Origin of the sequence: Azotobacter vinelandii CA (genome assembly GCF_000380335.1) — a bacterium.
Classification (GTDB): domain Bacteria; phylum Pseudomonadota; class Gammaproteobacteria; order Pseudomonadales; family Pseudomonadaceae; genus Azotobacter; species Azotobacter vinelandii.
Genome location: NC_021149.1, coordinates 1,104,130 through 1,118,260, shown reverse-complemented (window position 1 = coordinate 1,118,260; position 14,131 = coordinate 1,104,130). Strand labels below are relative to the sequence as shown.

8 protein-coding genes are annotated in these 14,131 nt (G+C 68.8%); 4 read left to right on the top strand and 4 right to left on the bottom strand.

Going from position 1 to position 14,131, the window contains the following annotated elements; all coding sequences use genetic code 11:
* Positions 1 to 57: 57 nt before the first annotated feature.
* The 3 genes from AVCA_RS05235 (at position 58) to rlmF (ending at position 6,190) form a co-directional block, all read left to right on the top strand.
* Positions 58 to 2,892 carry a valine--tRNA ligase gene (locus AVCA_RS05235; RefSeq protein WP_012699812.1) on the top strand — a complete coding sequence of 945 codons (2,835 nt, stop codon included), beginning with the start codon at positions 58 to 60 and terminating at the stop codon, positions 2,890 to 2,892.
* A 453-nt stretch (positions 2,893 to 3,345) separates the two neighbouring features.
* Positions 3,346 to 5,106 carry a putative bifunctional diguanylate cyclase/phosphodiesterase gene (locus AVCA_RS05230; RefSeq protein WP_012699810.1) on the top strand — a complete coding sequence of 587 codons (1,761 nt, stop codon included), beginning with the start codon at positions 3,346 to 3,348 and terminating at the stop codon, positions 5,104 to 5,106.
* Between the two features lie 76 nt (positions 5,107 to 5,182).
* A complete protein-coding gene (gene rlmF, locus AVCA_RS05225) occupies positions 5,183 to 6,190 on the top strand; it encodes a 23S rRNA (adenine(1618)-N(6))-methyltransferase RlmF (protein ID WP_012699809.1) in 1,008 nt (335 codons plus the stop codon).
* 58 nt (positions 6,191 to 6,248) lie between these two features.
* On the opposite strand, the gene AVCA_RS05220 is transcribed toward rlmF, so the two are convergent.
* Positions 6,249 to 6,953 carry a GNAT family N-acetyltransferase gene (locus AVCA_RS05220; RefSeq protein WP_012699808.1) on the bottom strand — a complete coding sequence of 235 codons (705 nt, stop codon included), beginning with the start codon at positions 6,951 to 6,953 and terminating at the stop codon, positions 6,249 to 6,251.
* Positions 6,954 to 7,488: 535 nt separating this feature from the next.
* Here AVCA_RS05220 and AVCA_RS05215 point away from each other — a divergent pair.
* A complete protein-coding gene (locus AVCA_RS05215) occupies positions 7,489 to 9,045 on the top strand; it encodes a TerC family protein (protein ID WP_012699807.1) in 1,557 nt (518 codons plus the stop codon).
* A 4-nt stretch (positions 9,046 to 9,049) separates the two neighbouring features.
* On the opposite strand, the gene AVCA_RS05210 is transcribed toward AVCA_RS05215, so the two are convergent.
* The 3 genes from AVCA_RS05210 to sbcD all read right to left on the bottom strand — a co-directional run bounded on the left by AVCA_RS05210 (position 9,050) and on the right by sbcD (position 14,078).
* Positions 9,050 to 9,280, bottom strand: a complete 231-nt coding sequence (locus tag AVCA_RS05210; protein WP_012699806.1) for a hypothetical protein — start codon at positions 9,278 to 9,280, stop codon at positions 9,050 to 9,052.
* A gap of 167 nt (positions 9,281 to 9,447) precedes the next feature.
* The gene (locus AVCA_RS05205) at positions 9,448 to 12,861 is read right to left on the bottom strand and encodes an AAA family ATPase (protein WP_012699805.1); all 3,414 of its coding nucleotides are present in this window, start codon (positions 12,859 to 12,861) and stop codon (positions 9,448 to 9,450) included.
* Positions 12,858 to 14,078 (bottom strand): exonuclease subunit SbcD, encoded by a 1,221-nt coding sequence (gene sbcD / locus AVCA_RS05200; RefSeq protein WP_012699804.1) that lies wholly within the window; start codon positions 14,076 to 14,078, stop codon positions 12,858 to 12,860. The genes AVCA_RS05205 and sbcD overlap by 4 nt, the downstream gene beginning before the upstream one ends.
* Positions 14,079 to 14,131 lie beyond the last annotated feature (53 nt).

The following is a 14,131-nucleotide window of genomic DNA, read 5'->3' as shown; positions in this document are numbered from 1 at the left end:
TACATTTATACTCCCCGGTCTTCCCCAGATCAGCCGTCTTACAAGGGTTTCCTCCGCATGGACAAGACCTACCAGCCGCACGCAATCGAATCCCGTTGGTACGCCGAGTGGGAGTCGAAGAACTACTTCGCCCCGCAGGGCAGCGGCGAACCCTACACCATCATGATTCCGCCGCCGAACGTCACCGGCAGCCTGCACATGGGCCACGGCTTCAACAACGCGATCATGGACGCGCTGATCCGCTTCCGCCGCATGCAGGGGCGCAATACCCTGTGGCAGCCGGGCACCGACCACGCCGGCATCGCCACCCAGATGGTAGTGGAGCGCCAACTGGCGGCCCTGGGCCTCGACCGCCACGCGCTCGGTCGCGAGAAGTTTCTCGACAAGGTCTGGGAATGGAAGGAGCAGTCCGGCGGCACCATCACCCGGCAGATTCGCCGCCTCGGCAGCTCGGTGGACTGGTCGCGGGAACGCTTCACCATGGACGAGGGCCTTTCCGAAGCGGTCAAGGAAGCCTTCGTCCGCCTCCACGAGGACGGCCTGATCTACCGCGGCAAGCGCCTGGTCAACTGGGACACCAAGCTGCACACCGCGATCTCCGACCTGGAAGTGGAGAACCACGACGAAAAGGGCCACCTCTGGCACCTGCGCTACCCGCTGGCCGACGACGCCTGCACCGCCGAAGGCAAGGACTACCTGGTGGTCGCAACCACCCGCCCGGAAACCATGCTGGGCGACGCCGCCGTCGCCGTACACCCGGAGGACGAGCGCTACCGGGACCTGATCGGCCGCCACGTGCTGCTGCCGCTGGTCAACCGCCTGATCCCGATCGTCGCCGACGAGTACGTCGACCGCGAATTCGGCACCGGCTGCGTGAAGATCACCCCGGCCCACGACTTCAACGACTACGAGGTCGGCAAGCGCCACCACCTGCCGCTGATCAACATCTTCGACAAGAACGCCGGCATCCTGGCCCAGGCCCAGGTGTTCGACATCGACGGCACGCCGAACACCCGCGTCGCCCCCAGCCTGCCGGACGGCTACGCCGGCATGGACCGCTTCGACGCGCGCAAGGCCATCGTCGCCGACTTCGAGGGCATGGGCCTTCTCGAGAAGATCGACGACCATGCCCTGAAGGTGCCGCGCGGCGACCGTTCCGGCACCATCATCGAACCCTGGCTGACCGACCAGTGGTACGTCTCCACCAAACCGCTGGCCGAGAAGGCCATCGCCGCCGTCGAGGACGGTTCCATCCAGTTCGTGCCCAGGCAGTACGAGAACATGTATTTCTCCTGGATGCGCGACATCCAGGACTGGTGCATCAGCCGCCAGCTCTGGTGGGGCCACCGCATCCCGGCCTGGTACGACGAGGCCGGCAACGCCTACGTCGGCCGCGACGAGGCGGAAGTGCGCAGCAAGTACGCGATCCGCAACGACGAGCCGCTGCGCCAGGACGAAGACGTGCTGGACACCTGGTTCAGCTCCGGCCTGTGGACCTTCTCCACCCTCGGCTGGCCGCAGCAGACCGAGTTCCTCAAGACCTTCCACCCCACCGATGTGCTGGTCACCGGCTTCGACATCATCTTCTTCTGGGTCGCCCGGATGATCATGCTGTCCCTGCACCTGACCGGGCAGATCCCCTTCAGGACCGTCTACGTCCATGGCCTGGTACGCGACAGCCAAGGCCACAAGATGTCCAAGTCCAAGGGTAACGTGCTCGACCCGCTGGACATCGTCGACGGCATCGACCTGGAAAGCCTGGTGACCAAGCGCACCAGCGGCATGATGCAGCCCAAGCTCGCCGAGAAGATCGCCAAGCAGACCCGCGCCGAATTCCCCGAGGGCATCGCCAGCTACGGCACCGACGCGCTGCGTTTCACCTTCTGCTCGCTGGCCTCCACCGGCCGCGACATCAAGTTCGACATGGGCCGGGTCGAGGGCTACCGCAACTTCTGCAACAAGCTGTGGAACGCCGCCAACTTCGTCTTCGAGAACACCGAGGGCAAGGATTGCGGCGCCGCCGACGAACCCGTCGAGCTGTCCCCGGTGGACCGCTGGATCGTCTCGGCGCTGCAGCGCACCGAGCAGGAGGTGACCCGCCAGCTCGACGCCTTCCGCTTCGACCTCGCTGCCCAGGCGCTCTACGAGTTCATCTGGGACCAGTACTGCGCCTGGTACCTGGAGCTGGTCAAGCCGGTGCTCTGGGACGAGACTGCTAGCGTCGAGCGCCAGCGCGGCACTCGGCGCACCCTGGTGCGGGTGCTGGAAACCGCCCTGCGCCTGGCGCACCCCTTCATGCCTTTCATCAGCGAGGAAATCTGGCAGCGCCTCGCGCCGCTGGCCGGCAAGTCCGGCCCGACCCTGATGCTGCAACCCTGGCCGCTGGCCGACGAGGCGCGCATCGACGCGGCCGCCGAGGAGGACATCGAGTGGGTCAAGGCGCTGATGCTCGGCATACGGCAGATCCGCGGCGAAATGAACATCTCCATGGCCAAGCGCATTGACGTGGCGCTGAACAACGCCTCGGACAGCGACCGGCGGCGCCTCGAAGAAAACCGGCCGTTGCTGACGAAACTGGCCAAGCTGGAATCCATCCGCGTGCTGGAAGCCGGCGAGGAAGCACCGCTGGCCGCCACCGCGCTGGTCGGCGAGATGCAGGTGCTGGTGCCGATGGCCGGGCTGATCGACAAGGACGCCGAACTGGCCCGTCTGGACAAGGAGATCCAGCGCCTGGAAGGCGAGGTCAAGCGCGTCGGCGGCAAGCTGGGCAACGCCAGTTTCGTCGACAAGGCCCCGGCCGAGGTGATCGCCAAGGAGCGCGCCAGACTGAACGAGGCCGAACAGGCCTTGGGCAAGCTGGGCGAACAGCGCGCGCGCATCGCCAGCCTCTGAGGCACCCGCCCCCGGCACGCGAGCGGCGTGCCGGCTCTCGACGAGGCCGTCCGCCGGTCAATCCCGGCGGACGGCCTTTTTCGTTCGCGCGGCCCGCCCGCGCCTGAAAAGCCGGCGAGACGCGGCTCGAAGCGGACGATGCGACCGGAACCCAGTCGATCCCGGCCCATGGCCGGGCATTGCCGGCCATGCCATTTCGCGTAATAGCCGTCCCAAAAGCGTGCATGCTTCACATTCTGGCAAACTGCAATACAGAGATATCAAATAGCCATCACAGAAAATGACGCATCTATCCTGTGGCATGGCATCATCCCCGCCGGCCTCGCGATGGCCGCGCCAAGCCAGTCCCGTCGCAGGATTGCCAGGCCACGCCCGGTTCGTGCCTGCGCGCTGTTTCCTAGCGCGCCGCACGACGGGACTTCTCCCGTCGACCGATGCCAATTGCAGACAAGAATGAAGCAGCCGCCCCCCTCCCCCCAGCCGTCCGCCGAACAGTTGGAACTGCTCGCCGTTCTCGAACACGCCATGGCCATCGCCGAATTCGCGCCGAACGGCCGCGTCCTGCGCGTCAACGACAAGTACCGGCAGATCTTCGGCTACAGCGAGCAATCCATCGGCCAGCGCCGTCACCAGCAACTCTGCGCGCCCGACCCGACCAACCGGCACGATTTCGACGGTCTGTGGGCCGGACTGGAAATGGGCCGCCCGGCGAACGGCCGCTACCCCTACGCGAGCGCCGACGGCCGATGTCTGTGGCTGGAGTCGACCTACGTCCCCATTCGCGACGACGCCGGACGCCTGAAGCGCATCGTCCAGATCGCCATCGACGTCAGCGTCCAGACCGAACGCGAGGAAGTCGCACGGCAGCGCTGCCGCCAACTGATGCTGGAGCGCGAGGAAAGTCACGACCGGATTCGCCAACTGGCCTTCTACGACCCCCTCACCGACCTGCCCAATCGAGGCCTGCTGCTGATCCAGGCCGACCAGGCGATCGCCCGGGCCAGGCGCGAGCGCACGGCCTTGAACGTCCTGTTCTTCGACCTGGACCGTTTCAAGCTGATCAACGACACCCTCGGCCATCCGGCCGGCGACCTCATGCTGCGCACCATCGCCCAGCGCCTGCGCAGCGAACTGCGGACCACCGACATCGTCGGCCGCCTGGCCGGCGACGAATTCGTCGTGGTGCTCGCCGACTGCGATCTCCGGCAGACGACCGAAACCATCCGGCGCATCCAGAAGCAGTTGTCGGCATCCTGCCAGATCGCCGGAGCGACCCTCGCCCCCTCGGCCAGCATCGGTATCAGCCGCTTTCCCGACGACGGCGAGGACATGGAAACCCTGCTGTACTACGCCGACCTCGCCATGTATCAGGCCAAAAGCAAAGGACGCGGCCAGTTCAGCTTCTTCAGCGAGGAGATGAACCGTCAGGCCCAGGAGCGCCGGACGCTCGAGACGGACCTGCGCGAAGCGCTGCGGCGGCGGCAGTTGCAGCTCCACTACCAGCCGCAGATTGACCTCAGCAGCGGCCGGCTGTGCGGCATCGAAGCCCTGGCCCGCTGGTTCCACCCGCAACTCGGCAACATTCCGCCGAGCCGCTTCGTTCCGCTGGCGGAGGAATGCGGGCTGGCCGGCGAGCTGGATCGCTGGGCGCTGGAGGAAGCCTGCCGGCAACTCGCCGCCTGGCGCGAGGCCGGACTCGAACCGGTGACGGTCTCGGTGAATCTGTCGCCGCTCAGCATCCACGACACCGAACTGCCCGCTCGGATCGCCGACATCCTGCGCCGCCACGCCCTGGCGCCGGCCGCCTTGAACCTGGAAATCACCCAGGAGGCGCTGCACGGCGGCAACCCCGGCACGCTGAAGACCCTGCATGCCGTTCAGGCCATGGGCATCGGCCTGACCGTCGACGACTTCGGTACCGGCCAGTCCTGTCTCGGTTACCTGCGCCACCTGCCGATCCGCGCCCTGAAACTGGACCGCAGCTTCGTCCGCGACCTGGAGCACGACGAGGCCACCCGCGCCCTGACCGAGGTGGCCATGCACATCGGCGACAGCCTGCGCATCGCCGTGTTCGCCGAGGGAGTGGAAAACGAGGAACAACGCCGGCTGCTCACCAACCGGGGCTATCAGGTGGTCCAGGGCTTCCTGCTCTCGCAGCCGCTGTCCGCCGACCAGTTGTCGGAGTGGCTGGCCAGGCGCTGGCCCGACCGCTAGCGGCCGAGCACCGGGCAGCGCGCCGCCCCGAGTTATGGGACAATCCGCCGCCCAGCCTATCCGCCAGCCCTCCGCGATGCCGAGCACACCCCGTCCCCCCACGTCGCCAGCGCAAGACCCGAGCCCGCTGCATCCACGCAACCGCCACCGGGGCCGCTACGACTTCCCCGCGCTGATCCGCCGCCATCCGGCACTGGCCGCCTTCGTCATCCTCAACCCCTACGGCAAGCGAAGCATCGACTTCGCCGATCCCGAGGCGGTGAAGGCCCTCAACCGCGCCCTGCTCGCCGAGCACTATGGCATCCGCCAGTGGGACATCCCGCCCGGCTACCTGTGCCCGCCGATCCCCGGCCGCGCCGACTACCTGCACGGCCTGGCCGACCTCCTGGCCGCCGAGCACGGCGGCATCATCCCGCGCGGCGCCGCGCTGCGGGTGCTGGACATCGGTGTCGGCGCCAACTGCATCTATCCCCTGATCGGCCACCGCGAGTACGGCTGGCGCTTTCTCGGCGCCGACATCGACCCGATCGCGCTGGCCTCGGCCGAGGCCATCGTCCGCGCCAACCCCGGCCTGGCCGCGGCCATCCGGCTGCGCCGCCAGAACGACCCCGCGCACATCTTCCAGGGCCTGCTGCGAAGCGACGAACGCTTCGACCTGAGCCTCTGCAACCCACCCTTCCACGCCTCGCCGGAAGAGGCCGTCCGTGGCAGCCGGCGCAAGTGGCGCAACCTCGGCAAGCTCGATCCCCGGCGCAAACTGCCGCTGCTGAACTTCGGCGGCCAGGGCGCCGAACTCTACTGTCCCGGCGGCGAAGCCGCCTTCGTCGCCCGGATGATCGCGGAAAGCGCGCAGTTCGCCGGACAGGTGTGCTGGTTCAGCAGCCTGATCTCCAAGACCGCCAACCTGCCCGCCGCCCGGGCCGCGCTGCAGCGGGCCGGAGCCCGCGAGGTGCGTGTCGTGCCCATGGCCCAGGGGCAGAAGCAGAGCCGCTTCGTCGCCTGGACCTTCCTCGACGACGCGGCCCGGCGCCACTGGCGGGAAGAACGCAGGAAAACTCCGCGTCGGGAAACCGCCCGGGACTGAGTCCCGCTCGACCGGCACGCGACGCCAACCGCATCCGGCGAGCGGAAACGCCCCTCCCTCATGCCTTGCGAGCGCTCATGCCCTCCATCGACTCGTCGTCGTGCAGGGCGAACCGGTAGCGGCGACAACCGGGACCGCACAGGCGCAGGTCGTAGCCGAAGAGGCGCAGCAGGTAGATCGAGCCGAACGCCCGGTAGCCCAGGCGGAAGCAGGATTTGAGCGAGTCGCCGTTGGTCGATTCGACGTAGGAAACGATCCCTTTCGCACCCTCCTCCCGATAGCACTGCAATGCCCGGTTCATGCCGATGGCGTGCAATCGCCGCCCGCGATAACGAGGGTCGGTCAGCCCCTTGTACATGTAGACATACTCCGGATCGAAACCGAGCAGCAGGTCCGGCGGGTCGATGCGGGTCGGCAGACGCGAGTACCAGCCGTAGGCGGCCAGCGTCTCGCCGTCGAGAATCGCATAGCAGCGATCGCCCTTGGCCAGGGCCTCGTCGAGAAAAGCGTCATCCAGCCCGCTCCGTGGATCGCAGGCGAAGTGACGCAGTCGCTTCTCGTCCAGAAAGCCCGGCGTGTAGCCGGCCGGACAGTCGAGGAACGCCGGATCGACCTCGAGCAGCAGGATGCCGCGCAGGATCTTGAACAACGCCAGGCGATTGATGGTTTTCACCAGCAGCAGGTGAAGGCTGTGGGCGGGACCCAACTGCTGCAGTCTGCGCCATGTCCGAGCGACATGGTCATGCCGTTGCAAGCTTTCCATGATGGCCTCATCGTGCTTCGAAATGTTGAAGGCACAACTCAAGGGCTGAAAAGACTGCGAACTCGTCAACCTGACAGCTTGTTTGCGAACTGCGGAGATCGGCCTCCGAGTACCCGAGTGCCAATCTCCATCAACTCTAGCCGGGGCCCTGGAAAAACTGACATACATACACACATATCGAAAAACGCCAGCCGCCGGCCCGCACGACCGTGCCCGGCGCAGCGCAAATCCTCTCCAGGCCGACGCGCCCATGACGAGCACGCATCGAAACGCCTGCCCCTGGTCCGCCGGACTCTAAAAAACGGTTACGTTTGCGCGCTTAGCGACGCCGGGGCTCTGCCGTAACATGGCGCGCCTCTCCTCATCCATCGGTCGTACATGGACCACACTTGCAGTCAGCCGCCCCGACGGCCCGGAGCGTACTTCCCGGCCGAGCCGGCATCGCTCGCTCACCCCCTGTCCGCGTCCCCCGCGCCGCTACCGGAAGACCGCAGGCTCCCCCTCCCCCGCATCCGAACGCAAAAGGAAACCGCTCATGGAATGGCTGGCTGACCCCACGGCCTGGCTGGGTCTTCTGACCCTGATCGTGCTGGAGATCGTGCTCGGCATCGACAACCTGGTATTCATCGCCATCCTCGCCGACAAGCTGCCGCCCGAGCAGCGCGACCGCGCGCGGATCATCGGCCTGTCGCTGGCGCTGCTCATGCGCCTGGGCCTGTTGGCCAGCATCTCCTGGCTGGTGACTCTGACCGAGCCGCTGCTCTCGCTACTCGGCAAGAGCTTTTCCGGGCGCGACCTGATCATGCTGTTCGGCGGCCTGTTCCTGCTGTTCAAGGCCACCATGGAACTGCACGAACGTCTCGAAGGCCATGCCCATATCCAGTCCGGCAGCCGGACCTACGCCCGCTTCTGGCCGGTGGTGGCGCAGATCGTCGTGCTCGACGCGGTGTTCTCCCTGGACGCGGTGATCACCGCCGTCGGCATGGTCGACCAGTTGCAGGTGATGATGCTCGCCGTGGTGATCTCCATCGGCCTGATGATCGTCGCCAGCAAGCCGTTGACCGCCTTCGTCAACGCCCACCCCACGGTGATCATGCTGTGCCTGGGCTTTCTGCTGATGATCGGCCTCAGCCTCACCGCGGAAGGCCTCGGCTTCCACATTCCCAAGGGCTACCTGTACGCGGCGATCGGCTTCTCGATCCTCATCGAGCTGTTCAACCAGTTGGCCCGCTGGCGCCGCAAGAAACAGTTGCAGGGCCGGCACACGCTGCGCGAGCGCACCGCCCACGCGGTGCTGCGCCTGCTCGGCGGGCAGCGGCTGGAGGCCGAGGAGATCGGCGAGGAGATCGCCGACATGCTCGGCGGCGACGAGGCCGGCACCGCGCTCTTCGGCCGCCGCGAACGGGTGATGATCAGCGGCGTGCTGCACCTGGCCGAACGGCCCATCGCCAGCGCGATGACCGACCGCATGCAGGTCGACCACATCGCCCTCGACGCCGACGAGGCGCAGATCCGCCAACGCCTGCTCGACTCGCCCCACTCGCGGCTGGTGGTGGCGCGTGGCGCCGCCATCGACGAGCCCCTGGGCTACGTGCACAAGAAGGAACTGCTGCGCCTGCTGCTGCAGGACGAGCACCCGGACATCGAGCGGCTGGTGCGCCAGCCGCTCAATCTGCCGGACGGCTGCTCGGTGCTCAACGCCCTCGAACAGATGCGCCAGGCCTCGACCCATGTGGCGTTCGTGGTCAACGAATTCGGCCATTTCGAGGGCCTGCTGACCCTCACCGACATTCTCGAGGCGATCGCCGGCGAACTGCCGGACGCCAGCGAGATGGAGGGACCGGACGTGATCGAGCGCGAAGGGGCCTACGAGGTCAGCGGCGCCATCAGCCTGACGCAGCTCGGTCGACGCCTGGGCTTCCAGGCCCAGGCCACCGACGACTACCAGACCCTGGCGGGGCTGGCCATGAGTCTGCTCGACCGCCTGCCGGCGCCCGGCGACGAACTGACCTATCGCGGTTGGCGGCTGCGGGTCAGCGAAGTGAAGGAGCGGCGGATCACCCGCATGCTGCTGCAGCCGCTCCGGACCTGAGCGGTCAGTGCCGATCGCCGCGCTGGCGCCGCTCGAGCCAACTGTCGTTGGCATGCGCCCACAGCCGGCGGTCCTGCAGCTCGGCGGTGCGGATGTAGCGCGGCGCGCCGCCGACCTCCTCCAGTTCGGTCATCCCCGCCAGTTCGTCGACCACGCGATAGCGTTTGCCGACCCGCTTGTCCTCGAGGGGATAGAGTTGGGCGATCTGTTCGACGAGTTCGGTCAGGGTGGACATACCACGGGGCTCCGCTTTGCGATGGCAGCTATTTACAGAAGATTGGTTACCGTTCCGCGACAGGGCGACCGCTGCACGCCGCTGGTGCGACGAACCGGCCCGCCCCGCCGATTCGCGGGAACGGGCCGGCTGCAGGCATATTCCGCGCCATCCCGGCAGAGGCCGACTCAGGACAGGGCGAAGCGCCTTTCCAGGGCGCTGTAGCCCATCCCCACGCCCTTGCTCACCCTGAGCTGCACCGGGATGCGCTCCTTGAGCGCTTCGACGTGGCTGATCACGCCGATGGTCTTGCCGCTGGCGTTGAGGCTGTCCAGGGCGTCCAGGGCCACCTCCAGGGTCTCGCCGTCGAGGGTGCCGAAGCCCTCGTCGAGAAACAGCGAGTCGATGCTGGTCTTGTGACTGACCAGGTCGGACAGCGCCAGGGCCAGGGCCAGGCTGACCAGGAAGCTCTCGCCGCCGGACAGGGTGCGGGTGTCGCGGGTCGCGTCGCCCTGCCAGGTGTCGACGACCTCCAGCTCCAGTTCGCCGTCGGAACGTCGTGCCAGTTGGTAACGGCCGTGCAGACGCGCCAGTTGGCGGTTGGCCAGCCAGACCAGATGGTCGAGGGTCAGGCCCTGGGCGAACTTGCGGTACTTGGCGCCGTCGGCCGAGCCGATCAGCCCGTTGAGGTGCTGCCAGAGATCGTACTCGGCCCGGCAGCGCTCGATCTCCGCGAACAGCGCCTGCCGGCCTTGCCGGCGCTCGTCGTCGGCGGACAGCGTGGCGCGGATCGCCCCCTGCTCCTCGGCCAGGCTCCGCAGCCGCCCGGCCAGTTCCTGCGCCTGTCGCTCCAGTTCCTCGCCGCTGGCCGTGGTCCGGGGTTCGGCCAGCAGGCCGGCCAACCGCCCCTCGGCGGCGGCGAGCAGGGCCAGTGCCTCGGTCCGCGCCCGTTCCAGACGCGCCTTGAGGTCCTGCAGGGCGGCACGCTGGGCATCGTCGAGCAGCGCCGCGCGGAATGCCGCCTCGTCGGCGAACGGACTCCGCGCCAATTGCGCCCGCCAGTGCGCGCCGCAGGCCTCCAGATGGCGGCGCTGCTGCCGTACCTGTTCTTCCAGCGACAGCAGGCGCCCGTCCAGTTCGTTGGCCCGGCGCCGGGCAGCGTCCAGTCCGGCTTCCGCCCCGGCGAGGGCGTCCTGGGCATCGACGCATTCGGCCGGGGCGGTCCGCCCGGCTTCGCCCAGTTCGCTCCAGCGTCCTTGCCAGAGCGCCGCCTGCTTCTCGGCGGCCTCGACCAGGGCGCTCTGCTCCAGCCGCTCGCGCTCCAGTTGCTGCAGACGGTTCTGCCGCCGCTGCCAGTCCTGCCACTCGCCCTGCCGCCGCGCGAGCCAGGCCGCGCCGTCGTCCGGCAGCGGATGGCCGAAGGCGGCCAGTTCCTCGGCCAGGGCCTGCTCGCCGCGACTCAACAGCTCCCTGCACTGGCGCAAGCGTTCGTCCAGCTCCTGCGCGCGACCGCGACTGGCGAGCAGGCGTTCTTCGAGCAACCGCACCTGCTGACCATCCTGCTCGCAAGCGCGCTCCATCCGCTGGCGCGCCTCGGCGGATTGCGCCACGGCCTGCCGGCCGAGTTCGAGCTGTTGCAGACGCCCTTCGAATGCCGCCAGCCGTTCGTCCAGCGCATCCCGGATGGCCGCCAGATCGATTGGCTCCGTGCCCAGCTCCGCACACAGTTGCCGCCACTGTTCACGCTGCCGGCGCAACTCGTCCCCGTCCTGTTCGCGGCGCCGGCGCAGCGCCCCGAGTTCGGCGTCGAGCACGGCCAGCGCGTCCCGTGCCGCCTCGCCTTCGCGGAGTAGCGCCTCCAGCTCCGCCTCGGCGGCCTGCAAGTCCCGTTCGCCGGCGGAAAGGTCCAGCGCCCGGTAGGTGTCGACGGCCGGATGCTCGCGGGAGCCGCACAGCGGGCAGGGCTCGCCCGGCTGCAACTGGCTCCGCTGGGCTTCCAGATCGAGAATGCGCCGCTCCTGCTCCAGCAGTTTTTTCCTCGCCGCGACCAGCGCCTGCGAATCCCTGTAACGCTGGCGCAGCAATTCGAGACGCGCCTGCTGCTCGCCATGCCGCCGCCGACCGTCGGCCAGTTCGGCGTCGATGGCGGCCAGACGCGCTTCGCCGCTGCCGCGCTGGCGGGCATTCTGCTCCAGTTGCTGCAGCAGGTTGCGGCGGGACTGCGCCTGCCGCCAGTGTTCGCGCAGCGCGCTTTCGGGCTCGCCCTGCAGCAGCGTGTCCAGACTCTCGCGGGCCTGGCGTTCGGCCGCGCAGGCGCTGTCCAGCTCGGCCTGCCGGCGCCGCAGATGCTCCTGCGCCTGCCGCTGCCTTTCGCCCAGCTCGGCGAGCGCGGCCTGTTCGTTTCGCTGCCGGTCCTGGAGCGCGGCGATCTCTTCCTGCCACTGGCGGTGGCATTCGAATCGTTCGCGCCAGGCACCGAGGCGCTCGCCCAGCTCGGCATACCGTGGCTGTTCGGCCAATTGCTCGGCCAGTTGCCGGTGCTGCGAGTGCAACCGCCGGGCCTGCTCCTGCGCCGCCACGGCGATCCGCCGGGCGAATTGGCCGGCCTGCCACAGATGCAGGCCGACCGCCTCGCCGGCCTGGCGCCGCTCGGCACGGATCTGCGTCAGATTGCGCTCGCCCTGCTCCAGTTGCTGGCACGCCTGCTGCCAGTCCCGATGCGCAGGCAGCAACGCGGCGGCCGGCTCGCCGGCCGCCAGCCGGGCCAGTTGCGGCGCGGCTTCGGCCAGCGCCAAGCCGGCTCGTCGACTCGCCTCCCCCGCCTCCCGGCAGCGCAGCTCCGCCTGCTCCAGCTCCGCGCGCCACTGGCGCCGGGCCTGCAGCTCGCCCTGGCGCGCCAGCAACGGCGCCTCCTCGGCGGCCAGCACGGCGGCCCGCTCTTCCAGGGCTCGGCGCTCCCCGTCATCCAGCAGCTCGACTCCGGCGGCCCGCTCCTGCAGCCGTTCGAGGGCCACCTTCGCCTCGCGGGCATGTTCGAACACCCGCTGGGAGATCCGCCCGTAGATGTCGGTGCCGGTGAGCTGCTCCAGAAGTTCGGCGCGGCTCTTCGCATCGGCCTCGAGAAAGGCGGCGAAACCGCCCTGGGCGAGCAGCATGGAGCGGGTGAAACGCGCGAAGTCGAGGCCGGTGAGCGCCTCGATCCGCGCCAGCTTGTCGCCGACCTTGTCGGCGAGGATGCTGCCGTCCGCCGCGGCCAGCTCGACCCTGGGCATCTGCAGCGCGCCGTCGGCCCGGTCACGGGCGCGGCGCTGGCTCCAGAAGGCGCGGTAGCCCCGGCCCTTCACCTCGAATTCCACCTCGGCCAGGCACTCGGCGGTGTGCCGGGTCATCAGCTCGTTGGACTCCTTGGATAAACGGTCCATGCGCGGCGTGCGGTGATAGAGAGCCAGGCAGATGGCGTCGAGCAGGGTGGTCTTGCCGGCGCCGGTCGGCCCGGTGATGGCGAACAGGCCGTTGTCCCTGAACGGCGCTTCGCGAAAATCGATCTTCCACTCGCCCTTCAGCGAGTTGAGGTTCTTCAGGCGCAGGCTGAGGATCTTCACGCCCGCTCCTCGCGCAGCTCGTCGAGCACCTGGCGGTGCAGGCCGCGCAGGCGCCCGGCCAGCGCCTCGTCCAGTGCCGCGCCGGCCAGGCGCTGTTCGAACACCTCCTCGGGGCTCAGTTCGTCGAGGGTTTCCCGTGCCTCGCGGCACAGGCGGGCGACTGCGTCGCCGCGCTCGCGGCGGATGCGCAGCACCTCCACCGGCAGCCCCGCGCAAAGGGCGGCGACGCGCGCCGGCAGGTCGGGCAGGTGCTCGTCGGCGACGACCCGGACCTCCAGCCACACCGGACGCTCGGCGCTACCCCCGGCGGCCGCCTCGACAACGGCGCCGGCCAGCTCGGCGAGATCGCCGCGCAGCGTGAGCAGCGGCTGGAAACAGGGCACTGGCAGCGGCGTCACCGCCTCGAGGCCGTCCTCGCCCAGGTCGACCAGCAACACCTCCTTGCACTGGCGCGCCTCGTCGAAGGACAGCGGGATCGGCGAGCCGCTGTAGCGGATGTGCTCCAGCCCGGCGACCTGCTGCGGGCGATGGATATGGCCGAGGGCGACATAGGCCGCCGGCGGGAAGGCATCGGTCGGGAAAGCCTCCAGGCTGCCGACGTAGATCTCCCGCACCGATTCGCTGGCACTGGCGCCGACGGTGGTCAGGTGCCCCGTGGCGACGATCGGCAGGGCGCCGCCCAGCTCGCGGCGACGCGCCTCGGCGAGGGCGAACAGCGCCCGGTAGTGTTCGCGGATCGCCGCCTGCAGCGCCTGCAGCTTGGCGTCCGCGCTCTGCCCGGCCTCGCTTTTCAGCACGTCGCGCGGACGGATGAAGGGGATGGCGCAGAGCAACGCGCCCGGCGCACCGTCGCGCCGCGGCAACAGCAGGAGCTGCTCGGCCGGGTCCGCCGCCACGCCCGGAATCACCCAGGTGTCCAGGCAGGCCAGAAGACCGCGCGACTCGCCGAGCATGGCCACCGAATCGTGGTTGCCACCGAGCACCACCAGGCGGGCGCCGGTCGCGCGCAGCGCGACGATGAAGCGGTTGTACTGCTCGCGGGCATGACTGGGCGGCGCGCCGCTGTCGAACAGGTCGCCGGCGACGATCAGCGCGTCGACCGCGTGCTCGCGCACCCGCTCGACGAGCCAGTCGCAGAAGGCCCGGTGCTCGGCCTGGCGGGTCTTGCCCATGAAGTGCTGGCCGAGGTGCCAGTCGGAGGTGTGCAGGAGGCGCATGGAGGTCCGTCGTCCGAAAGAAGGCGGGGAACCTTGGCACCTCCGCGCCCCGG

Coding starts and splice junctions, on each gene's coding strand:
- AVCA_RS05235 (WP_012699812.1), top strand. CDS start 58: ATGGACAAGACCTACCAGCCGCACGCAATCGAATCCCGTTGGTACGCC.
- AVCA_RS05230 (WP_012699810.1), top strand. CDS start 3,346: ATGAAGCAGCCGCCCCCCTCCCCCCAGCCGTCCGCCGAACAGTTGGAA.
- rlmF (WP_012699809.1), top strand. CDS start 5,183: ATGCCGAGCACACCCCGTCCCCCCACGTCGCCAGCGCAAGACCCGAGC.
- AVCA_RS05220 (WP_012699808.1), bottom strand. CDS start 6,953: ATGGAAAGCTTGCAACGGCATGACCATGTCGCTCGGACATGGCGCAGA.
- AVCA_RS05215 (WP_012699807.1), top strand. CDS start 7,489: ATGGAATGGCTGGCTGACCCCACGGCCTGGCTGGGTCTTCTGACCCTG.
- AVCA_RS05210 (WP_012699806.1), bottom strand. CDS start 9,280: ATGTCCACCCTGACCGAACTCGTCGAACAGATCGCCCAACTCTATCCC.
- sbcD (WP_012699804.1), bottom strand. CDS start 14,078: ATGCGCCTCCTGCACACCTCCGACTGGCACCTCGGCCAGCACTTCATG.